This is a genomic window from Sporolactobacillus laevolacticus DSM 442 (genome assembly GCF_000497245.1).
In the GTDB taxonomy this organism is placed as follows: domain Bacteria; phylum Bacillota; class Bacilli; order Bacillales; family Sporolactobacillaceae; genus Sporolactobacillus; species Sporolactobacillus laevolacticus.
The window spans coordinates 1-20,601 of record NZ_AWTC01000005.1 but is presented as its reverse complement, the minus strand read 5'-3'; the positions used below and the strand labels follow the sequence as shown (position 1 = coordinate 20,601).

Genomic DNA, 20,601 nt, shown 5'->3' with positions numbered 1-20,601 from the left:
GAATTACTGGATCATCTACGTGGATAAATGGAGCTGCCACCGTTTTCTGTCTAACGTCTTATTAATCTGTGTAAAGTTGTTTAAAATAAGTGCGCACAAGTCAAAAGATGCTATGATAGGAACGGAAAGTAATAGAGAAGATCTGGAAAAGAGGGAAACGGATGATTGAACACATTGTGTTATTCAAATTTAGCGATGAGACGACTGAAGCACAGAAAGAAGAGGGTGCACGTAGGTTGCGCGAACTGAAGGATAAATTGCCGGGCATTCTGGATATTCAGGCGGGACAGAATTATTCTGACCGAGGAAAGGGCTATTCCATGGCACTGACCACACGTTTCCGTTCGAAGGCAGACCATGAATTCTATACACCTTCACCGGAACATCAAGCTTGTGTTTCTTACTTGAAAGAAGTTGGACTCATCGATTCGCTGGCGATTGATTTTGAAATCGCCGATGCGAACTGAGTAGTTAACTGATTAATCATGTACTAATGAGTAATCGTTGCCTGAAAGAAGTGAGTGGACTTGTTTCAGGCTTTTTTTCATAGCTTGTTAAAAAATGGAGACCTTGTTTAAAGTCAAAATAAATGGGGCTTCATCGAATAGATTAGGTGAATATTTTTGTGGGATTACGTCAATTCGGCTGTGATTCCGAGAAAGGAACAAGACTATGAAACTCAAAAAAATGGGAATGCTCGTTTTCGCGGCAATTCTTACAATCTCTCTTCTTGGACCGGCTAAAGCATTCGCCGATGCCGCTCCTGGTGATGTCATCGTAACTTTGGGTGCCAATTTGACAGCAGACCAGCGTCAGTCGATTTTGAATGAAATGGATGTTGATGCGAACTCAGCTCAGATCATTACCGTCAACAATAGTGAAGAACACAAATATCTGGATAAATACCTGTCTCAAGCACAGATCGGCACACGCTCAATCAGTTCGTCGAAAATCACGATTGGGAAATCAGGTTCAGGGTTAACTGCCAGCACGCATAATATCACTTATGTCTCAAAAGACATGTACATTAATGCGCTGGCAACAGCGGGCGTGAAGGATGCCGATGTATACGTGACCGCGCCTTTCCCAGTGTCGGGTACAGCAGCGCTTACCGGACTGATCAAGGCATACGAAGCAAAGACCGGGGAAGTTATTCCCGAGGCAAAGAAACAAGTAGCCAATGAGGAAGTCGTGACGACTGCCGAGCTCGCAAATAAGGACGGTGTCGGCAAGGAAAAAGCTGCGGAACTGGTCACAGCGATTAAGGACAATCTCGCAAAAAACAAACCAAATTCCAGAGCAGATGTCGAACAGGCAGTGCGCGATGCCGCCAATCAGGTTAATGTGAAATTAAGCGACGCAGATATTCAAAAACTGGTAGATCTTTTTGATAAAATGCGTACACTGCATATTGACTGGGGTCAGGTCGGCAACCAGATGCAGCAGCTCAAAGATAAAGTCAGCCAGCTGGCTAATTCAAGTCAGACCAAAGGATTTTTAGCACAAGTTTTCAAAGCGATCGGCGACTTTTTCTCCGCCATTTTCAATGCAATTTCATCACTGTTTCATTAATTGAGTAAAAAGCGGCCGGATGAAGGGCCGCTTTTCTATAAGTTCAGACTCGCTTTTTTCTGAATTGAAAGGCTGTAATAATAATAAAACCGATAAATAGGACAACACCAATTAGAACGGCGTGGAACAGGCGGAACCCAAGGAAACGGTGAATTTGATTGCCCATGAAGTAACCAAGCAACAGAAATAGAGTTGACCAGATCACTGCGCCAAAAACGCTCGCCGAAAGATAGGTTACAAAGCGTGCACGGCTGAGTCCGGCCAAATAGGGATTAATCTGGCGGATGCCGGGAATGAAATAGCCAACGATGATTGCAAGAAAGGTATGCCGCTGAAATCGATCTTGAGCGATCTTCCATCGCTTTGGTGACAGGCCGATATATTTGCCATATTTCAGGATAAACGGTTCGCCAATATAATATCCGATAAGGTAGGCGCTGACCATGCCCGAAGTTGCGCCAAGCACGCCCATAAGTATGCAGAGTGTAAGACTAAGTCGAATGTCGGTGACAGCAATTTGAGAAAGGGTGACGCCAATAAAAAGCAGAAAAGATTCTTCGGCTGCCGGGATGCCGATCAGGCCACAAAACAAGAAAAGAAAAACTACAAAATAACCATATGTATAAAATAAGGATTGAATATGTTCCATTTTATGGCCCCACTTAATTAATAAACTGCTGCACAGATCTTAGCAACAGCATGGTCAATATCTCCGAGAATTATAGCCGCAATTTCGTTTCAATGATTACAAACACATTTTTAGGTAATAAATGAGACTGTTTGCTGGCTGAAAGTCTGGACAACCTGATAATATAAAGAATCGAAGGGGTCTATCACTGTCTGACGGCAGCCGGCTGATCAGTTCGGCAAATCTTGGAAAATACATAGAGCAAGACGTGATTGACGATAGAAAAGCGAGAGGTGAGATCATGTCAGACACAAAGCGTCCCGACAAAGGGGCGGTTGATCAGAAGAATAATAAGGATCAAAAGAACGGGCGTATTGTTATTTTTAGTTCGGTTATTGTTATTGTTCTCATCGCAGCAATTGCGTTTATGATTTTCAGCAATCAGCATGGTAATGAAGCGAAACCGAAGAAAAAAGAGCCGACACATCGAACGGAGAAAGTAACCCGCATTGACTATGAAGGGCAGCCGTTCATCGGCAGCAGTAACGCTCCGGTAAAAGTGGTGGAATTCTCGGATTACCGCTGCCCTTATTGCAAGGAATTCGAGGAAAATGTGGTTCCTGAATTAGACAAAGAATATGTGAAAACCGGTAAAATCAGCCTTTACTTTATTAATGATACCATTCTCGGCCCCGGCTCTGTGCTAGCTGCCAACGCATCCGAAGAAGTTTATCATCAAAATCCGAAAGCGTTTTGGGCATTCCACAAAGCAGTATTTGACGCCCAAAAGAATGAAAAAGAACAGTGGGTGACCGAAAAGCTGCTCACATCCATTGCTCAAAAAACGGTTCCGTCCATTGATATCAAAGCGTTCCAGAATGCACTTGATACCAAATCACGCCAAAGTGAAGTGGATAAGGACAATGATTTAGCTGAATCACTCGGCGTTCCGGGAACACCGGTTATTTTTGTTGGCGATCAGATGATTGATGGTGGACAGGATTACAAGGTCTTAAAGAAAGCAATCGACAAAGCACTTAGTGAAAAAAAATAAACACAATAAGACACAGCTGAGAGACACCTGTTTCTCAGTTTTTTTTATTTTTACTGTTGATCCTGAATTGGTTGTCAGGTCATAGTTAATGAATAGTAAGCATGAGTGCATGTCCTGTCATGTGATTGTAAAGTATGTTCCTTTGCCTATGTTCATAGTAGTAAAGAAGAGAATCAAAGACGGGAGGAAACATCAATGTATAGCGGAACTGCACTTGCAAAAAGTGCTGCAGTTGCGGCAACATTTACCTCAACATTTTTTATCCTGCCGCAATATGCAGCTGCACATCTGAACGATGATACCGTCCTTTATAAAGGCATGCACAGCGATGAAATAAAAACGATCCAATCCATCTTGAAAGCGACAGGTGACTATCCTCTGGCCAAGTCAACCGGCTATTTCGGTAATAATACTGAAAAAGCGGTAAAACAGTTTCAAGAGAAAAATGATTTGGTTACTGACGGCGTGGTTGGTGCTCAGACGAAAGAAGCATTGATTGCTTACATTAATAAAAACATGGATATGCTGTCCAGAGGTGCAAAAGGGAATAAAGTCGCCTATCTGCAGGAAATACTGAAGAGGGTAGGATTCATAAATCTTCCTGTTGACGGCTATTTTGGTGAACAAACGGAAAAGAGTGTATTTACGCTCCAGAAAGCGACCAGTATTCAAGTCGATGGGATCGTTGGGCAGCAGACATGGGGAAGCATTGAAAAACTGTTGCAGAACCCGAAGCCATTGCCGGATACAACTCAATCCACGAAGACTGAGGATCAATCAAAACAGGTGCAGAGCCAACCTGCAACAAATCAGCCGAAAAAACAGACTCGTGTCATCAGGAAGACAGAGACAGTGGCGGCGGTTAAAGAATTCTATGCGAACAGCACGGCCTATACAGCGCGTTGTACCGGTTGCTCTGGCACAACAGCGACAGGTATCGATTTGATAAAAAATCCGAATACGAAAGTCATTGCTGTTGATCCTTCCGTTATCCCGCTAGGAACAAAATTATATGTAGAGGGGTACGGCTATGCAATTGCCGGCGATACAGGCGGCGCAATTAAAGGCAGAAAGATCGATGTCTTTTTTAACAGTAATTCGGATGCGTTGCAGTGGGGAAGACGAACAGTTAAAGTCAGAGTTCTTGATTAAACATTAAATAGTTATGAAAAGTGGCAGGACATCGCGAGAAACAGCGGTGTCTTTTTGCTGTTGGCTCTGTTCATTTCTTCTGTTGATTACGATCCGTATTTCGCGTAGATAAACACTATCTACTAGCAGAATCTTATTGTTTTTCCTCAAAAGGAAATTCATACCAAATGGTTCTTGAGGGATCTTTACTTCTATGCTACGATTCAGAATGAATAGAGAGATTTTATAGAGGCGAGGTACGTCAGCGGGTACACTCAGCTATGTTTTTTTGATACGCTGAAAGAAGGAAGGCTTAAGTATGCCGGTACATAACGTTATGGAAGAAGCGGTAAAGGATCTCCTTGAAAAACACTGGAGAAATCTTTCAGTATCCTGTCATTGTGAGACGTGCAAAGCGGATGTGTTTGCATTAAGCTTGAATCGGCTCAAACCCCATTATGTCAGGGATCAGTCGGGAAGCATGTATGCAAAGGCCAATCTGATGACTACTCAGGCACGGGCGACCATTCTGACTGCGATTACTGAGAGTGCTAAAGTTGTGTCTGCTTACCCGCATCATTGAAAAATTTGGCTTCACAGATCTTAACGGAAAGATCTTGTGTACTGAGAAGTTCCATTATTTATCCGACCTTTGATACTATTTTTCTTAACAACTTTTTGATTATAGTATAAAAGAAAATCCCCGCTGCCCAATTCGGCAACGGGGATTTCTATTTAAAGATGATTATCTCGACTTGAAGAAATCGCGATTAATCTGGATGTATTTTTGTTCGCTTTCCGGTACCTCATCTTCGGGATAAATCGCTTCAACCGGGCAAACCGCTTCGCAAGCGCCGCAGTCAATGCAAACATCCGGATCGATATACATTTGCTTTTGGTCTTCAACGATGCAATCAACAGGACATGTTTCGATACATTCGCCCGCTTTTTCATTTTCGCAGGCAGAAGTGATAACGAAAGCCATAGTAAGGAGCTCCTCTCAAAATGGAAATCTTTAGCCGTATTTATAGTTAATATTATGGACAAATTTTGAACAAAAAACAATTGTTTTTCCACAATTACGCAGCATTTGGATAAGTGTGGTAATTTTGCCGTATTATCTAGTCTTATTCAAAAAGAACAGTGGAGCCAGCACTAGTCCCGACAGAAAACCAATCAGATGGCCCAGCACATCTACATCAGCAGAAATAAACGAACTGATCAGGCTGATCAGCACAATGACAAAGATGATCGTCTGATCCTGGCGAGAGATGGTGTCTCTGCGAAAAATTACGAGAAAGATATAAATACCAAGCAGGCCGAACAGTGCGCCGCTCGCTCCGTAGTGGCGAAAGCCGGCAGGCTCGAGAAATAAGGCAGCAATATTGGCAATAATGCCGGTTCCGAGAAAAGCAGTCACAAATCGTGTTTTGCCTAGCATTGCTTCAAGTGCCGGAGCGAAGATCAGGATAGAAAACGCATTGAATAGAATATGCGAGAAATTAATATGAAGAAAGATTGGCGTGATCAGCTGCCACCATGCGCCATTAAGAATCGCTTCATTGGATCCTGCCGCAAATTCAAACGCGCGAAAGGCGAATTCAGGCGCAAGACCCCAGGTACCTGAAACGACAAACATCAAATAAATCAACAGATCGACCGCAAGGATTATTGAGGTGACCGGATAGAGCTTTAAAAAAAGTTTGAACGGTTCATTTCGTATAAACAAAGCAGTATGAAACCCCCTTGAAGAATGATCTTGTACTAAGTATAGGGTAAAATAGACGACAGTGGTAGAAAAAAGGCGTTCGTCTTGCGGCAAAATGAAATCTCGATGAACGGTCACCACCTCCTGCATCATGGCCGAAAAAAGGTACTTTTACACAACACCTTGATGGATGGGAGATTTCATTGATGCCGTAATGAAAAGAATGCGAGGCGGGAAAAAATGATTTCTGGAATTGGCATTGATCTTATAGAGCTTGAACGCGTTGAAAAACACATTCATAATGATGCTTTTATCAACCGTGTTCTTACAACGGCAGAACGAGAGACATTTGACCATCTAGGAGACAAACGGAAAGTTGAATTCTTGGCAGGACATTTTTCAGTGAAGGAAGCCTACGCCAAAGCGAAGGGGACCGGTATTGGGAAATCAGTCTCCTTTCAGGACCTGACCGTTGTCAACGATTCAATGGGCAAACCGGTTCTTACAGACCGGACGTCAGACGGCTGTGCGATTCACGTGTCGATAACCCATACAGATCATGGGGCGGCGGCAGTGGCCATAATTGAAAGCTTGTCATGCTAGTCTGCATATTAAAGAAACTTGTCTCATATAGTTTACTACGCTGGGAGGGACCATTGTGCACGTTGTATCGCGTGAAGAGATGCAGAACATTGATCGTCACACCATAGCGAAAATCGGGCTGGGAGGACCGGTGCTTATGGAAAACGCGGGTCGGGCAGTCTTTGCAGCACTCGAGCCGCTTTTAAAAGCAGGAGAAAAAGTCATGGTCATTATCGGCAAAGGAAACAATGGCGGCGATGGTTTTGTCATTGCCCGGATGTTGCTGGACAGCCGAGCTTTTGTCGACACATGGCTGATGACAGATCCGGAGGGCATTACCGGAGACGCCGCATACCACATGAAGGCTTATTTTGCCTGCGGCGGCAAGGCGCGCCTGGTGACGGGCGAACCGGACCGTTTCGCAAGGCATGTAAGGCAGGCAGAACTGATTGTGGACGCTATGCTTGGCACAGGGATTCATGGGGAACCCTATCCCGAATATATTGACGCGATTAAACAAATTAATCAGTCAAAGGCGGAAGTGGTTGCTGTCGACCTGCCAAGCGGCGTCCAAGCGAATGGCGAGATTTTTTCTCACCCGGCTGTTCTTGCCGACCGGACAATGACACTGGAATGCCCGAAGCTGGCTCAATTTGTTCAACCCGCAGCTCGTTACTTCGGAAACGTCCAGGTGCTTCCCATTGGCATCCCAAATGCTGTGTTCCGAGAACTCAACATCCTGAGGGAAGTGCGGACACTTGCGGATGTTATCCGTACATTGCCTGTACGTGATCCTTTTTCACATAAAGGATCACACGGGAAGGGATTACTGATTGCCGGTGCAGTGGAAATGCCGGGAGCAGCTTTTTTCTCAGCTAAAGCTGCGCTGCGTTCGGGAATCGGCTTGCTGAAAGTCAGTGTACCAGATCAGATTGCAGCGATTGTTGCGGGACGTTTGCCTGAGACGATGTTCATGCACAGGGAGAACATCAACTTTGATGGCCTGACAGGTGTAGCTATTGGCCCGGGGCTTGGGCGTGAGCCCGATGAAGGCAGACTAGTCAGTCTTGTCCTTGAATCTTGCGGCGAGATCCCTTGTGTCATAGACGCAGATGGACTGTTTCATCTAAAAAATCATTTGGATTTGCTTCGGCAGCGCAGTATTCCGGCGGTGCTGTCGCCGCATCCGGGAGAAATGGCCGATTTATTGGGCACCTCCGTTAAGGATATCGAAAGTCATCGATTCAGCATTTCAAAAGCATTTGCAGAAAAATATAATGTATATCTTGTGTTAAAAGGCAAATATACCTTAGTGACCGCGCCGGATGGGAGACAAGTCGTCAATCCGACCGGCAATGCGGCTATGGCGAAAGGCGGTTCCGGTGATGTTCTAACCGGTATCCTGCTTGCGTTTCTCCTGCAGCACAAGCAGATCATGGACGCAGTATGCAACGCTGTTTATCTGCACGGTGCTGCTGCGGATCATCTAGTCCGGAACGGTCATTCTCTGCTCGATGTATTGGCGACGGATGTCATTGAAGCGATTCCTCCTGTTCTGCATCAGCTTTACAGCGATACAGCGTGCCGGTAAACTGTCCCTCCTTTGTCACTGAATAGAGGCAAAGGGGTTGGAGATACATGAAAAAGTGGTCGGCACTATGGTTTGGAGCGATCCTGATTTTTGCACTATTAAGCGGATGCGGCACCAAATCGGAAAAAGATGTGATTAACGATCTGAATAAGCAATATGAAAACATCAATAGCTACAAAACCGATGCGGTCATGACTTTCCAACATAATGGAAAAAAGCAGACGTATCAGGTAAATATCACTTATAAGAAACCAAGTTATTATAAAGTGGCGCTCAGTGACGGAAAGAAAGAAAATAACCAAATGATCTTACGTAATCCCGAGGGAGTATTTGTTCTTACTCCTGAGTTGAATAAAAGTTACCGATTTGACAGCAACTGGCCGAATAACCGCAGTCAGGCATATCTCTTCCATTCCCTTGCGAAGGATATCTTGAATGATCCGAATCCAGGATTTACGGCGAAGGATAATCAGTATATTTTTGAAACCAAGACGAATTACAATACATCACAACTGGCCAATCAGAGCATTTCGCTGAAAAAAGACTTGACCCCTGAGAAGGTGCAGATCAAGGACAAGGATCAGAATGTGGTGGTTACGGTTAAATTTAAATCATTTAAGGTCAATCCGTCCATTGATAACAAGACGTTCGATGTAAAACAGAACATGACGGCTGCACGTATTTCAAAGACGCAGACAACAACAGCTGAAAATTCATCGTCCTTCAAACTTTTGCAGCCGACCGCAATTCTCTCAGGCACGAAACTGGCTTCAATTAAGCCGGAGATTACGACATTAGGCGACCGCTATGTTCTGAAATATGCAGGGAAAAAGTCTTTTACGTTAATTGAATCAAAAAGTGAGACTTCTGTATCCAGTGTTCCTACACTCGCAACGGGAAGCCCGGAAAACCTCGGATTTGCGATTGGTTCAAGTGGTAACCGTTCGCTTTCCTGGTCCTATGGCGGTACAGACTATTTTCTTGCCTCAGATAAATTAACTCAGAGTGAGCTGATGACGATTGCTCAATCTGTCAACGGAATCGCGACTAAATAAAGTTCAAATGATGGCGTACCGATTGCAGTAATCGGGCGCTCTTTTTCTGTTTAAATACTATTTTTTTTATGTAGTCTTCTAAATTCAAGAATGAAAAAATAAAAGTAGATAATGATTGAATACCAAAAAGATTAACGTTGAAAAGCAACTTTCGTTTTTTGTCGATAAGTGATTAAATAGAGAAAGAGAACCTTGTCGAATCAAGGATTTATTTACTTTGAAAGATTGAAAGGTCGGAGCAAACAATGGAAGCGACGTCATTTTATAGAGAGACATGGGCGGATATTGATCTAGATGCGGTAGCAAGCAATGTAGTGAATATGAAGAAACGCATTCCTGAGCAGGTGGCGTTGATGGCTGTCGTCAAAGCAAACGGATATGGCCATGGTGCTTTGCAGGTCGCGCGCATTGCTCTAGACAATGGTGCGGAATGGCTGGCTGTCGCCCTGTTTGATGAAGCACTTGCGCTTCGCAAACAAGGTGTGAACGCGCCAATTCTCGTACTTTCCCCCATCCCCGCGCAGCACGCAGGTCTTGCTGCGAAATATCATATTTCATTAACGGTCTCTGATCCGGAATGGGTAAGACAGGCGAGGGAAGCAGATGATTCGGGTGAACCTGTGCTGTTGCATCTGTCTTGTGACACGGGCATGGGCAGAATTGGCATTCGCAGTAAGGAAGAAGCGGCGGCTCTCGTTCAAGAGATAGGTCTCGATCGTCGCTTTGTCATTGAAGGGATGTTCACCCATTTCGCGACGGCGGATCAGGATGATGAAGCTTATTTTGATGAACAGTATGCGCAATTCGAAAAAATGGTCGACTGGATCCATGATCTTGGCGTTAAGCCGACGGTGATCCACTGCGGCAACAGCGCAGCCACACTCAAGTATCCGGCGGAAAAGCGCCACTTGTTTACTATGGTGCGTTATGGCATTGCCATGTATGGTTTGTCGCCTTCACCGGAAATGGTGAAACATCTCCCATTTGAACTTGAAAAGGTGATGTCTGTGCATAGCCGCCTGACTTACGTGAAAAAGGTAGAAGCGGGATCGTTCATTGGCTATGGCGCAACCTATCAGGCGAAAACAGACGAATGGATTGGCACCGTACCTGTTGGTTATGCGGATGGCTGGCTGAGAGGCTTCCATGACACTGAGGTGCTGATTGATGGCCAAAGATGCCAGATTGTTGGACGCATCTGTATGGATCAATTTATGTGCCGTCTTCCACAGCCGTATCCGGTCGGGACAGAAGTCACTCTTATTGGCAAAGATGGCAATGAAGAGATTACGGCAGACGAGCGCGCAGAGCAGCTGCAGACGATCAATTATGAGATAACATGCACAGTGCACCCCCGAATTCCAAGGATCTACTGGCAAAATGGCGAGAAAATTGAGATTTGCAATCCGATTCTCTCATGTGCAAACACGAACTAAACTTGGAATTTCGCCAAAAAATGAAAAATATTTCACAATTAAGCATAAAAGGACTCGATTTTTGGCGAAAATAGCTTTGCAAAACGTTTTTGAAATGATAACATAAATTTTAGATTTAAAAAGATATACTCTGACGAAAGTGGTGGGGGTGCAGGCATGTCGGAATCCAAGATAAAAGAAATCATGCTGAGTTTGCCGCAACATTTGCTGAATGAAATTGATGGAATGGCTAGTCGAGATAAGATGAACCGCAGTGAATTTCTCCATCGTGCCATCAGATTGTATCTGCGTGAGCGAAACAGGGGCTATGTCCGTGAAATTATGCGTCAGGGCTACATGGAAATGGCTAAAATCAACCTTAACATTGCTTCTGAGGCATTTCTTGCTGAGGAGGAGGCAGAGATCACTATGGAACGCTCCGTTAGCGGGGTGTAACCAGTGATTGTTAAGCGCGGCGATGTCTATTTTGCGGATCTTTCACCCGTCGTTGGTTCGGAGCAAGGTGGCGTACGCCCTGTTCTGATCATCCAGAACGACATTGGCAATCGATTTAGCCCAACGGTTGTTGTGGCGGCGATCACCGCCCAGATTCAGAAAGCCAAATTGCCTACTCATGTGGAAATCGACGCGAAAAGATACGGCTTTGATCGTGACTCGGTCATCTTGCTCGAGCAGATCAGGACCATTGACAAGCAGCGGCTGACGGATAAGATCACACATTTGGATGAAGAAATGATGGGCCGGGTAAATAAAGCAATTCAAATCAGCCTCAGCTTAATTGATTTTTAAGATGTGGTTTGTGAGAATCCTGCTTTGTTACTTCAAAAATAATTGAATCGGTTTCGGTAAAAACACGTTCTCGTTTGAGGGCGTGTTTTTTTTACAAGATAGGAAAGCATAAAATTTGGGGCTTGCTGATACGGTGCGAAGCGGTGCTCCCTCAATAAATTAAGTTCGGGACACGGAAGCGCGAGACGCCTGCGGAGCGATCCTGTTGATCGCAGGTCAGGGGAGACCCCGCGGGGCTCGGTTGATCGAGGAGGCTCTCGGACTGCCCGCGGCAAGTGAGCAGCTGAAGTGTCGTTTAAGCACAAGATTGATGATTCAAAGCCGCATATAGAGTGACAGGAAAGGACCAGGCGTAGCCTCTAATACACATGATTTTATTTTAAAAACTTGAAAAAATGATGAATTTTGTCGGTCGTATTTTTTGCCATAATTGTGATTACATGAAATAATAAAATGACAGCGGTATCTTTTCAAATTATGCCTTAAAGCGAACTTTTCGTGCCTAATATCGTTTTATTGTCTATAGTAAAAATTTTCATTTTTTGAAAAATTAGTAGAATGATGGCGGTTCGAGGGGAGCGGGGAAAATGGAGGATCAACCTCAACTTATTGCGTATCGGAATTTACTTATGCGCTATGTCTCCCAGGATTCGTACTCGATGTCGGAGGATAGCGAACTGCTGAGCGGAGCATTGCGTGCGCGTGGTGTATCTCCGGATGATCTTGTAAACATGCATATCGATGTTTTGAAAAATGTAAGCAGCAATTTAGATAATGCAACCCTTCGATCTCTTTATTTTCTATCAAAAATAATGGAGGGATACGGATCGGAATACCGGGAGCACCAAACGCTAAAAAATAGACAGAAGCAGCTGGATACGGAACTTGATGTGGCGGCGGAAGTGCAAAAAGCATTGCTTGAAGGCAAGGTGCCGGCCTGTTCATTCGCAGATATCGGTGCGATCAGCGAGCCGGCGAAGAAAATGAGCGGTGATTATTATCGCATTGTTAATGATGGAGGAAGGCTGGCGGTCACCATCGCCGACATTGTCGGGAAGGGCATCCCCGCGGCTATGTGTATGTCTATGATTAAATATGCGATGGACAGCCTCCCTGAAAATAGTCAGGGAGCTCCGCCTTTTATACTCTCAAGCCTTAATCGGGTGGTTGAGCGCAACGTGGATCCTAGTATGTTTATCACGATGTTTTACGGTGTTTATGATCCTTTATCACGCGTTTTTTCATTTGCTTCTGCAGGACATGAACCGGGCTTCTATTATTCTGCATCCAAAGACCAATTTGAGGAGCTTGAAGCGAGGGGATTATCCCTTGGCCTTGCACCTGGAACCCGTTATAAGGAATATTCACGGGAGATAGCAAAAGGAGACATGCTTTTTCTCCTCACAGATGGAGTGACCGAGGCGCGCACCGATAATGGATTTATAGAGCGGAAAGATATTGTCGACTTAATTCGTCAATCGATGCATCTTCCTGCCGCGAAAATGGTAAAGCAAATCATTTATGAACTGAAAAAAATGCAACATTTTAATTTACATGATGATTTTACATTCATTGCCATGAAATTTTAAGTTTGACTCGATCCATGGACGGGTATCTCTTAAAAAAGAGAATATGAGCGCAGGAGGATGGTCATGAACATTTCTATTCAGCGAGAAGCGAATGGAGAAAATCTATTTCTTGTCGCGGTCGAAGGAGAAATCGACGTTTTTACAGCTCCGGAACTAAAACAGGGATTGCTGCCTTTGACAGAAATAATAGGGAGCAAGCTAACGCTTGACCTTAATGAGACTAAGTATATGGACAGTACGGCACTTGGCGTGATTGTAGCGGCATTAAAATCAGCTTCGAAGCATCAGTGCCAATTTGTGGTAACCGGCTTGACGCCGCGGATCAAAAGGCTTTTTGAAATTACCGGTTTGATGGACATTTTAAAGAGAGAACAGACAAACGGGGGGAACGCAGATGACTGAAACGAATGATGTAATTCGGCTTACGATACCTGCGAAACCGGAATTTGTCAGCATTGCGCGGCTTGCGAGTTCCGGAGCGGCAAGCAGAATGGGCTATTCATTTGATGCCATTGAAGATATCAAAGTTGCGGTATCTGAGGCTTGTACGAATGCGGTCAGCCATGGTTATAAACAAATGGGCAACGGACAGATTGGCATTGTGATGGAATGCGGCAGCGGCGCCATGACGATTACCGTGACACACAATGGAGAAAGTTTTGATGCCAGCCGAGTCCTTCAGGAGCTTAAACCGCTGGATCCTTCAACCGACCTTGATGAAGTTAGTGAAGGAGGGCTGGGACTTTTTTTGATTAATGCGCTGATGGACCATGTAACGATTAGCACGGAATACGGTGTGGCTGTCCAGATGATCAAGTTTCTCAACAGAGACGGGGTGGGGCACATTGTCGACAAGGTCTCAACAACAGAATGAGATTCTGAGATGGATCTCTGACTTCCAAAAAAACCCTGAAAATGAATATCTGCAAACAATGTTAATTCATTATTATGAAAAAATGGTTGGAGCACTGGCTAAGAAGTTTGCGAAAAACAGTGACGTCCAGGAAGATCTTTATCAGGTGGGCATGATTGGGCTGATCGCGGCCTTCAAGCGTTTTGATGCTTCCGTCGGCGGGAGCTTTGAGTCTTTTGCGATTCCTACTATAGTTGGTGAAATAAAGCGTTACATTCGTGATAAAACATGGAGTGTTCACGTTCCAAGACGGGTCAAAGAACTAAGCCCTAAGATTCGCAAGGCGACCGAAGAGCTTACAAGAACATTGCAGCGGTCACCGAGAATTGATGAGATTGCTGAAGCGGTAGGCGAAAGTGAGGAAAGTGTGCTGGAAACAATGGAGATGGCGCGCGGGTACAATACGCTGTCTGTCGATTCAAGGATCGACGGTGAATCCGAAGGCGCAGCAATGACCCTACTTGATGTCGTGGGCAGGCAGGATAACGGATATGAATATGTGCATAAGAAATTAATTCTAAGCAAAGCATTCCAAGTGCTGTCTGAACGGGAGAAAGAAATTCTGATCTGTACGTATTTTGAGAATCTCAGCCAAAAGGAAACAGGAACGCGTCTTGGAATTTCGCAAATGCATGTTTCGCGTCTCCAAAGAAATGCGCTCCGCAAACTTCGGGACAACCTTCCAAATAAAGATGAAATTGGTTTATCCATTTCAAAATAAAGTTTTGTTCATAAACAGCTTGCATGGACGAGCTGTTTTTTTGTGCGGGTAAGAGAATTTTAGGAAGGATACTGCGCAACAGCTTAAAGTGCGGCCAGAACCAGAGAAAAAAATAAAATTCATCCAATGCTGATGTTTCATACAGATTTATGAAGCTAGGATTTTTTCATCTTTTTTCCTGTTAATCTTTTTCAGAACGTATGCAAATTCTGCTATGATAAACAGGAAGGAGACGATGAACATGGATGAAGTCATTTTACATATTGCAAAAAAGCTGGATATTGGTGCCGGTCAGGTGGCGCGTACGGTCCAACTTCTGGACGATGACAATACCATACCTTTTATTGCCCGTTATCGGAAAGAAATGACCGGTGGGCTCGATGAAGTTCAAATTGAAAAAATTCAAGATTCGTATACATATATCAAGCAACTCGATAAACGCAAAGAAGAAGTGATCAAGCGTATTGAGGAACAAGGAAAGCTGACAGCAGAGCTTAAAAACAAAATTAATGGAGCGATGATTCTTCAAGAAGTGGAAGATCTCTATCTCCCTTATCGCCAAAAACGGCGGACTCGGGCGGCCATCGCCAAAGAAAAGGGACTGGAACCTTTTGCTGATTGGTTGATGACTTTGCCTACCGACCCGATTGAGCAGATAGCAAAACACTACGTCTCTGACGATCAGCAGGTCGCATCTGCTCAGGAAGCAGTCCAAGGTGCGCAAGATATTATAGCAGAACGGCTGGCTGACCGGGCGGATCTTAGGGCGATGGCCCGCAAGTTGACCTTTGATCGCGGAGTCATCCAAGTTCAGGCAAAGCATAAGGAACTTGATGAGAAGAAAGTATACGAGAATTATTATGACTATGAAGAGCAAGCGAAAAAGATTGTTCCGCACCGTATTCTCGCAATCAACCGCGGGGAGAAAGATGATATTTTGAAGGTAGCGCTCGCTGCTCCCGAAGATACGATCATTTCTTCCATGCAAAAGGCGCTGAATCCCGGGAAAAAGACCACTGCAGCGAATCTTCTCGATGCTTGTGGTGAAGACGCCTATCGCCGATTGGTCGCTCCGGCTGTTGAACGTGAGCTGCGGCAGGCACTTACTGAAAAAGCGGAACAGCAAGCGATTCATATTTTTTCAGAGAATCTTCGCGGTTTGCTCCTTCAATCGCCATTAAAAGAAAGAACAGTGCTTGGTGTAGATCCTGCGTACCGCACAGGCTGCAAACTTGCAGTTGTAGATCCGACGGGTAAAGTGCTGGACATTTCACTGATCTACCCGACACCGCCGAAATCGGACATCGAAGGATCAAGACGAACAGTTCTTTCATTGATTGAAAAATATCATGTTGACATTATTGCAATTGGCAATGGCACTGCATCGCGTGAGACAGAAGCTTTCATCGCTGAAACGCTGAAAGAGGTACAGGGTCGTAAACTCTTTTACATGATTGTTAATGAGGCGGGGGCCAGCGTCTATTCAGCATCTCCGCTTGCACGAGAGGAATTTCCTAATCTTCATGTTGAGGAAAGAAGTGCCGTATCAATCGCCAGGCGTCTTCAGGATCCGCTTGCAGAGTTGGTTAAAGTTGATCCTAAGTCGGTCGGCGTTGGCGAATACCAGCACGATGTGTCGCAGCGAGAATTGAATAAATCGCTGCAATTTGTTGTAGAGACAGTTGTCAATCGAGTGGGTGTCAATGTCAACACGGCATCTCCTCAACTGCTCCAATATGTGGCAGGCCTATCAAAAACAGTAGCTGGAAATGTTGTTGCTGAAAGAGAGAAAAGGGGAAGGTACGAAAGCCGCGCGCAGCTTAAGGAAGTTCCGAGACTCGGAGCGAGAGCGTTTGAACAATCGGCGGGATTTTTGAGGATCGGCGGCGGAGACAATCCATTGGATAATACCCCGATACATCCGGAAAGCTATGAGGTAGCGAGAAAACTCGTTGAAACAGCGGGAGGCACGATGGATGCAATTGGCACTCCGGAATTGAAGGAAAAACTTGAAGCGCTGGACGTTGTCCGGACTGCCGGTGTACTCTCCATAGGGCAGCCGACTTTACAAGATATGATCCAATCGTTGATTCGTCCCGGCCGTGATCCCCGCGACGACTTGAAAAAACCATTATTAAAGACAGATGTTTTGAAAATGGAAGACCTGATGCCTGGGATGCAGCTTGAAGGAACCGTACGCAATGTTGTTGATTTTGGCGCTTTTGTTGATATCGGTGTTAAACAAGACGGACTTGTCCATTTGTCAAAGCTTGCCGCACGCTTTGTCCGTCATCCACTTGATGTTGTTCGTGTTGGTGAAATTGTGACCGTATGGGTTGAGCAGGTAGATATCGCGAAAGGACGTATTTCGCTAACTATGGTGGCTCCAAAGGAGAAAGTAAAAGCGTGATGGACTTTGTTTGGAGGTGTGGTCATGAACGATGAGGAGCTTCAAAAGCTTGTTGAGCATGTGTCTCTAGAGAGCTTTCATCGCCCTTTTTGTCACCAAGCAGTTTTTAATTCCCGGCTTCGTACTACTGGCGGGCGCTATCTGCTGTCGACACACGGCCTGGAATTCAACGTTCAGCAGCTTCAGCACTTTGGTATAGAAGCATTTATTAAGATCGTCAAGCATGAACTGTGCCATTACCATCTTCATCTTTGCGGAATGGGATATCGGCATCGAGATGCCGATTTTCGAACGCTGTTAAAGAGGGTAGGCGGTTCACGCTTTTGCGGAGCAATTCCGAATGCAGGAAATAACTCGGGTATTCGCTATCAATATCAATGCGTGTCATGCGGAACACCTTTTTTCAGAAAGCGAAAATTAGATACCAAACGATACGTTTGCGGCGCTTGTGGAGGGAAAATTCGATTGATCAGCAAGAAGCGAATTGATCATTTTTCATAAGAAATAAAAAAAGGGGTTGACGTGGTATTTGATTCTGTGTTAAATTATTTAAGTCGTCAAAAGGACAAGCGATTGTGTCGCTCAAATCGCTGTTGACAATTGGGACAACACAGTGTAGAATAGCGTATGCATTTGATTTTTTGAACCACTTATTCCACAGTAGCTCAGTGGTAGAGCAATCGGCTGTTAACCGATCGGTCGTAGGTTCGAACCCTACCTGTGGAGCCATGGAGAAGTACCCAAGTCGGCTGAAGGGGCTCCCCTGCTAAGGGAGTAGACGGTGTAAATCGTGCGAGGGTTCGAATCCCTCCTTCTCCGCCATTTTATGGCCCGTTCGTCAAGTGGTTAAGACACCACCCTTTCACGGTGGGTTCATGGGTTCGAATCCCGTACGGGTCACCATTAATAATAAACAATATATGAGGATCCGTGGTGTAGGGGTTAACATGCCTGCCTGTCACGCAGGAGATCGGCGGTTCAAATCCGCTCGGATCCGCCATTTAAAAAATAACGATAAAACGATGTGTGTTTGCATACATAATTGTTTTTGGCCCATCGCCAAGCGGTAAGGCAACGGTTTTTGGTGCCGTCATGCGCTGGTTCGAATCCAGCTGGGCCAGCCACATGAGCCACTAGCTCAGGGGTAGAGCATCTGACTTTTAATCAGAGGGTCGAAGGTTCAAATCCTTCGTGGCTCATTTTTAGCGGGTGTGGCGGAATTGGCAGACGCGCTAGATTTAGGATCTAGTGTTTTCCAACGTGGGGGTTCGAGTCCCTTCACCCGCACCATTTTATTTAATATGCGGTCGTGGCGGAATGGCAGACGCGCTAGCTTGAGGGGCTAGTGGAGGCAACTTCGTGGAGGTTCGAGTCCTCTCGACCGCACCATTTAATTTAATATGCGCCCTTAGCTCAATTGGATAGAGCGTCTGACTACGGATCAGAAGGTTGGGGATTCGACTTCTCTAGGGCGCACCATATATCGGGAAGTGGCTCAGCTTGGTAGAGCATCTGGTTTGGGACCAGAGGGTCGCAGGTTCAAATCCTGTCTTCCCGACCATATATGCGGGTGTAGTTTAGTGGTAAAACAAGAGCCTTCCAAGCTCTGGTCGTGGGTTCGATTCCCATCACCCGCTCCATTATCATAATGGGCCTGTAGCTCAGCTGGTTAGAGCGCACGCCTGATAAGCGTGAGGTCGGTGGTTCAAGTCCACTCAGGCCCACCATTATTAATTTAATGTATATGAATGTTCCTTGAAAACTGAACAAAAGCCAAGCGTGATTTAAAAGGGCAAACCCCTAATAAATTCAAAATTGCTATGGATCTTATGAACNCACACTTTTTGGAGAGTTTGATCCTGGCTCAGGACGAACGCTGGCGGCGTGCCTAATACATGCAAGTCGAGCGCATAGAAGGGAGCTTGCTCCCTGAAGTGAGCGGCGGATGGGTGAGTAACACGTGGGTAACCTGCCTGTCAGATCGGGATAACTGTGGGAAACCGCAGCTAATACCGGATAATCCTTCGCACCGCATGGTGCGGAGTTGAAAGATGGTTTCGGCCATCACTGACAGATGGGCCCGCGGTGCATTAGTTAGTTGGCGGGGTAACGGCCCACCAAGACAGCGATGCATAGCCGACCTGAGAGGGTGATCGGCCACATTGGGACTGAGACACGGCCCAAACTCCTACGGGAGGCAGCAGTAGGGAATCTTCCACAATGGACGAAAGTCTGATGGAGCAACGCCGCGTGAGCGAAGAAGGTTTTCGGATCGTAAAGCTCTGTTGCTGGAGAAGAACGAGTGCGAGAGGAAATGCTCGTACTGTGACGGTATCCAGCCAGAAAGCCACGGCTAACTACGTGCCAGCAGCCGCGGTAATACGTAGGTGGCAAGCGTTGTCCGGAATTATTGGGCGTAAAGCGCGCGCAGGCGGCTTCTTAAGTCTGATGTGAAATCTTGCGGCTCAACCGCAAACGGTCATTGGAAACTGGGAAGCTTGAGTGCAGAAGAGGAGAGTAGAATTCCACGTGTAGCGGTGAAATGCGTAGATATGTGGAGGAATACCAGTGGCGAAGGCGGCTCTCTGGTCTGTAACTGACGCTGAGGCGCGAAAGCGTGGGGAGCAAACAGGATTAGATACCCTGGTAGTCCACGCCGTAAACGATGAATGCTAGGTGTTAGGGGGGTCCAACCCCTTAGTGCTGAAGTTAACACATTAAGCATTCCGCCTGGGGAGTACGACCGCAAGGTTGAAACTCAAAGGAATTGACGGGGGCCCGCACAAGCAGTGGAGCATGTGGTTTAATTCGAAGCAACGCGAAGAACCTTACCAGGTCTTGACATCCTCTGACAAGCCTAGAGATAGGCCGTTCCCCTTCGGGGGACAGAGTGACAGGTGGTGCATGGTTGTCGTCAGCTCGTGTCGTGAGATGTTGGGTTAAGTCCCGCAACGAGCGCAACCCTTGATCTTAGTTGCCAGCATTCAGTTGGGCACTCTAAGGTGACTGCCGGTGACAAACCGGAGGAAGGTGGGGATGACGTCAAATCATCATGCCCCTTATGATCTGGGCTACACACGTGCTACAATGGGTGGTACAAAGGGCAGCGAAACCGCGAGGTCGAGCTAATCCCATAAAGCCACCCCCAGTTCGGATTGCAGGCTGCAACTCGCCTGCATGAAGCCGGAATTGCTAGTAATCGCGGATCAGCATGCCGCGGTGAATCCGTTCCCGGGCCTTGTACACACCGCCCGTCACACCACGAGAGTTTGTAACACCCGAAGTCGGTGCGAGAACCTTTATGGACTCAGCCGCCGAAGGTGGGACAAATGATTGGGGTGAAGTCGTAACAAGGTAGCCGTATCGGAAGGTGCGGCTGGATCACCTCCTTTCTAAGGAAACGATCGATAGCGAAACGTTTG

The 20,601-nt window shown here is 45.8% G+C and carries 20 protein-coding genes, 12 tRNA genes and 1 rRNA gene; 30 read left to right on the top strand and 3 right to left on the bottom strand.

What is annotated here, in order from left to right:
- The first annotated feature begins 161 nt into the window (after window positions 1-161).
- Both P343_RS25415 and P343_RS25410 read left to right on the top strand, forming a co-directional pair.
- Window positions 162-467 (top strand): Dabb family protein, encoded by a 306-nt coding sequence (locus P343_RS25415; RefSeq protein ID WP_023509581.1) that lies wholly within the window; start codon window positions 162-164, stop codon window positions 465-467.
- Between the two features lie 205 nt (window positions 468-672).
- A complete protein-coding gene (locus tag P343_RS25410; protein ID WP_023509580.1) occupies window positions 673-1,572 on the top strand; it encodes a DUF1002 domain-containing protein in 900 nt (299 codons plus the stop codon).
- 43 nt (window positions 1,573-1,615) lie between these two features.
- Here the strand turns inward: P343_RS25410 and P343_RS25405 are convergent, their stop codons facing one another.
- Window positions 1,616-2,221 carry a DedA family protein gene (locus P343_RS25405; protein WP_023509579.1) on the bottom strand — a complete coding sequence of 202 codons (606 nt, stop codon included), beginning with the start codon at window positions 2,219-2,221 and terminating at the stop codon, window positions 1,616-1,618.
- A 280-nt stretch (window positions 2,222-2,501) separates the two neighbouring features.
- On the opposite strand from P343_RS25405, the gene P343_RS25400 reads away from it, so the two are divergent.
- From P343_RS25400 to P343_RS25390, 3 genes are all read left to right on the top strand, one after another.
- A complete protein-coding gene (locus tag P343_RS25400) occupies window positions 2,502-3,254 on the top strand; it encodes a DsbA family protein (protein ID WP_023509578.1) in 753 nt (250 codons plus the stop codon).
- A 195-nt stretch (window positions 3,255-3,449) separates the two neighbouring features.
- Window positions 3,450-4,406 carry a peptidoglycan-binding protein gene (locus P343_RS37660; protein ID WP_023509577.1) on the top strand — a complete coding sequence of 319 codons (957 nt, stop codon included), beginning with the start codon at window positions 3,450-3,452 and terminating at the stop codon, window positions 4,404-4,406.
- A gap of 298 nt (window positions 4,407-4,704) precedes the next feature.
- Window positions 4,705-4,968 (top strand): late competence development ComFB family protein, encoded by a 264-nt coding sequence (locus P343_RS25390; RefSeq protein ID WP_023509576.1) that lies wholly within the window; start codon window positions 4,705-4,707, stop codon window positions 4,966-4,968.
- A gap of 162 nt (window positions 4,969-5,130) precedes the next feature.
- Here P343_RS25390 and P343_RS25385 read toward each other — a convergent pair whose 3' ends face one another.
- Both P343_RS25385 and P343_RS25380 read right to left on the bottom strand, forming a co-directional pair.
- Complete coding sequence (locus tag P343_RS25385; RefSeq protein WP_023509575.1) at window positions 5,131-5,370, bottom strand: indolepyruvate ferredoxin oxidoreductase subunit alpha; 240 nt, start codon at window positions 5,368-5,370, stop codon at window positions 5,131-5,133.
- 132 nt (window positions 5,371-5,502) lie between these two features.
- Window positions 5,503-6,114: a rhomboid family intramembrane serine protease gene (locus P343_RS25380; RefSeq protein WP_023509574.1), complete on the bottom strand. Its 612-nt coding sequence runs from the start codon at window positions 6,112-6,114 to the stop codon at window positions 5,503-5,505.
- Between the two features lie 219 nt (window positions 6,115-6,333).
- Here P343_RS25380 and acpS point away from each other — a divergent pair, with 219 nt between their 5' ends.
- The 25 genes from acpS to P343_RS25255 all read left to right on the top strand — a co-directional run bounded on the left by acpS (window position 6,334) and on the right by P343_RS25255 (window position 20,571).
- Window positions 6,334-6,696, top strand: a complete 363-nt coding sequence (gene acpS, locus P343_RS25375) for a holo-ACP synthase (protein ID WP_023509573.1) — start codon at window positions 6,334-6,336, stop codon at window positions 6,694-6,696.
- A 55-nt stretch (window positions 6,697-6,751) separates the two neighbouring features.
- Window positions 6,752-8,266: a bifunctional ADP-dependent NAD(P)H-hydrate dehydratase/NAD(P)H-hydrate epimerase gene (locus tag P343_RS25370; protein WP_023509572.1), complete on the top strand. Its 1,515-nt coding sequence runs from the start codon at window positions 6,752-6,754 to the stop codon at window positions 8,264-8,266.
- Between the two features lie 47 nt (window positions 8,267-8,313).
- The gene (locus P343_RS25365) at window positions 8,314-9,321 is read left to right on the top strand and encodes a LolA family protein (RefSeq protein ID WP_023509571.1); all 1,008 of its coding nucleotides are present in this window, start codon (window positions 8,314-8,316) and stop codon (window positions 9,319-9,321) included.
- Window positions 9,322-9,566: 245 nt separating this feature from the next.
- Window positions 9,567-10,757: an alanine racemase gene (alr, locus tag P343_RS25360; protein ID WP_023509570.1), complete on the top strand. Its 1,191-nt coding sequence runs from the start codon at window positions 9,567-9,569 to the stop codon at window positions 10,755-10,757.
- A gap of 156 nt (window positions 10,758-10,913) precedes the next feature.
- The gene (locus P343_RS25355; protein WP_023509569.1) at window positions 10,914-11,192 is read left to right on the top strand and encodes a CopG family ribbon-helix-helix protein; all 279 of its coding nucleotides are present in this window, start codon (window positions 10,914-10,916) and stop codon (window positions 11,190-11,192) included.
- A gap of 3 nt (window positions 11,193-11,195) precedes the next feature.
- Window positions 11,196-11,546, top strand: coding sequence for a type II toxin-antitoxin system PemK/MazF family toxin (locus tag P343_RS25350; protein ID WP_023509568.1), 351 nt, complete (start codon window positions 11,196-11,198; stop codon window positions 11,544-11,546).
- A gap of 587 nt (window positions 11,547-12,133) precedes the next feature.
- Window positions 12,134-13,135: a PP2C family protein-serine/threonine phosphatase gene (locus P343_RS25345; protein WP_023509567.1), complete on the top strand. Its 1,002-nt coding sequence runs from the start codon at window positions 12,134-12,136 to the stop codon at window positions 13,133-13,135.
- A gap of 63 nt (window positions 13,136-13,198) precedes the next feature.
- The gene (locus tag P343_RS25340) at window positions 13,199-13,537 is read left to right on the top strand and encodes an STAS domain-containing protein (RefSeq protein WP_023509566.1); all 339 of its coding nucleotides are present in this window, start codon (window positions 13,199-13,201) and stop codon (window positions 13,535-13,537) included.
- Window positions 13,530-14,009, top strand: a complete 480-nt coding sequence (rsbW, locus tag P343_RS25335) for an anti-sigma B factor RsbW (protein ID WP_023509565.1) — start codon at window positions 13,530-13,532, stop codon at window positions 14,007-14,009. The genes P343_RS25340 and rsbW overlap by 8 nt, the downstream gene beginning before the upstream one ends.
- Window positions 13,981-14,769: an RNA polymerase sigma factor SigB gene (gene sigB, locus P343_RS25330; protein WP_023509564.1), complete on the top strand. Its 789-nt coding sequence runs from the start codon at window positions 13,981-13,983 to the stop codon at window positions 14,767-14,769. Before rsbW ends, sigB begins: the two co-directional genes overlap by 29 nt.
- 241 nt (window positions 14,770-15,010) lie before the next feature.
- Entirely contained in the window at window positions 15,011-17,179 is a 2,169-nt protein-coding gene (locus P343_RS25325; protein ID WP_023509563.1) for a Tex family protein, read from the top strand.
- 24 nt (window positions 17,180-17,203) lie between these two features.
- Complete coding sequence (locus P343_RS25320; RefSeq protein ID WP_023509562.1) at window positions 17,204-17,680, top strand: SprT family protein; 477 nt, start codon at window positions 17,204-17,206, stop codon at window positions 17,678-17,680.
- Between the two features lie 153 nt (window positions 17,681-17,833).
- Window positions 17,834-17,908 (top strand) — tRNA-Asn (locus P343_RS25315).
- 1 nt (window position 17,909) lies between these two features.
- A tRNA-Ser gene (locus tag P343_RS25310) sits at window positions 17,910-18,001 on the top strand.
- A 6-nt stretch (window positions 18,002-18,007) separates the two neighbouring features.
- Window positions 18,008-18,082, top strand: a tRNA-Glu gene (locus tag P343_RS25305).
- Window positions 18,083-18,103: 21 nt separating this feature from the next.
- Window positions 18,104-18,179 (top strand) — tRNA-Asp (locus tag P343_RS25300).
- A 49-nt stretch (window positions 18,180-18,228) separates the two neighbouring features.
- Window positions 18,229-18,303, top strand: a tRNA-Gln gene (locus tag P343_RS25295).
- 3 nt (window positions 18,304-18,306) lie between these two features.
- Window positions 18,307-18,378, top strand: a tRNA-Lys gene (locus P343_RS25290).
- 6 nt (window positions 18,379-18,384) lie between these two features.
- Window positions 18,385-18,469, top strand: a tRNA-Leu gene (locus P343_RS25285).
- 13 nt (window positions 18,470-18,482) lie between these two features.
- Window positions 18,483-18,568, top strand: a tRNA-Leu gene (locus P343_RS25280).
- Window positions 18,569-18,581: 13 nt separating this feature from the next.
- Window positions 18,582-18,658, top strand: a tRNA-Arg gene (locus P343_RS25275).
- A 5-nt stretch (window positions 18,659-18,663) separates the two neighbouring features.
- A tRNA-Pro gene (locus P343_RS25270) sits at window positions 18,664-18,740 on the top strand.
- 5 nt (window positions 18,741-18,745) lie between these two features.
- A tRNA-Gly gene (locus P343_RS25265) sits at window positions 18,746-18,819 on the top strand.
- A gap of 10 nt (window positions 18,820-18,829) precedes the next feature.
- Window positions 18,830-18,906 (top strand) — tRNA-Ile (locus tag P343_RS25260).
- Between the two features lie 114 nt (window positions 18,907-19,020).
- Window positions 19,021-20,571: ribosomal RNA gene (locus P343_RS25255) — 16S ribosomal RNA — on the top strand.
- The last annotated feature ends 30 nt before the right edge of the window (window positions 20,572-20,601 follow it).

Coding starts and splice junctions, on each gene's coding strand:
- P343_RS25415 (WP_023509581.1), top strand. CDS start 162: ATGATTGAACACATTGTGTTATTCAAATTTAGCGATGAGACGACTGAA.
- P343_RS25410 (WP_023509580.1), top strand. CDS start 673: ATGAAACTCAAAAAAATGGGAATGCTCGTTTTCGCGGCAATTCTTACA.
- P343_RS25405 (WP_023509579.1), bottom strand. CDS start 2,221: ATGGAACATATTCAATCCTTATTTTATACATATGGTTATTTTGTAGTT.
- P343_RS25400 (WP_023509578.1), top strand. CDS start 2,502: ATGTCAGACACAAAGCGTCCCGACAAAGGGGCGGTTGATCAGAAGAAT.
- P343_RS37660 (WP_023509577.1), top strand. CDS start 3,450: ATGTATAGCGGAACTGCACTTGCAAAAAGTGCTGCAGTTGCGGCAACA.
- P343_RS25390 (WP_023509576.1), top strand. CDS start 4,705: ATGCCGGTACATAACGTTATGGAAGAAGCGGTAAAGGATCTCCTTGAA.
- P343_RS25385 (WP_023509575.1), bottom strand. CDS start 5,370: ATGGCTTTCGTTATCACTTCTGCCTGCGAAAATGAAAAAGCGGGCGAA.
- acpS (WP_023509573.1), top strand. CDS start 6,334: ATGATTTCTGGAATTGGCATTGATCTTATAGAGCTTGAACGCGTTGAA.
- P343_RS25365 (WP_023509571.1), top strand. CDS start 8,314: ATGAAAAAGTGGTCGGCACTATGGTTTGGAGCGATCCTGATTTTTGCA.
- alr (WP_023509570.1), top strand. CDS start 9,567: ATGGAAGCGACGTCATTTTATAGAGAGACATGGGCGGATATTGATCTA.
- P343_RS25355 (WP_023509569.1), top strand. CDS start 10,914: ATGTCGGAATCCAAGATAAAAGAAATCATGCTGAGTTTGCCGCAACAT.
- P343_RS25345 (WP_023509567.1), top strand. CDS start 12,134: ATGGAGGATCAACCTCAACTTATTGCGTATCGGAATTTACTTATGCGC.
- P343_RS25340 (WP_023509566.1), top strand. CDS start 13,199: ATGAACATTTCTATTCAGCGAGAAGCGAATGGAGAAAATCTATTTCTT.
- rsbW (WP_023509565.1), top strand. CDS start 13,530: ATGACTGAAACGAATGATGTAATTCGGCTTACGATACCTGCGAAACCG.
- P343_RS25325 (WP_023509563.1), top strand. CDS start 15,011: ATGGATGAAGTCATTTTACATATTGCAAAAAAGCTGGATATTGGTGCC.
- P343_RS25320 (WP_023509562.1), top strand. CDS start 17,204: ATGAACGATGAGGAGCTTCAAAAGCTTGTTGAGCATGTGTCTCTAGAG.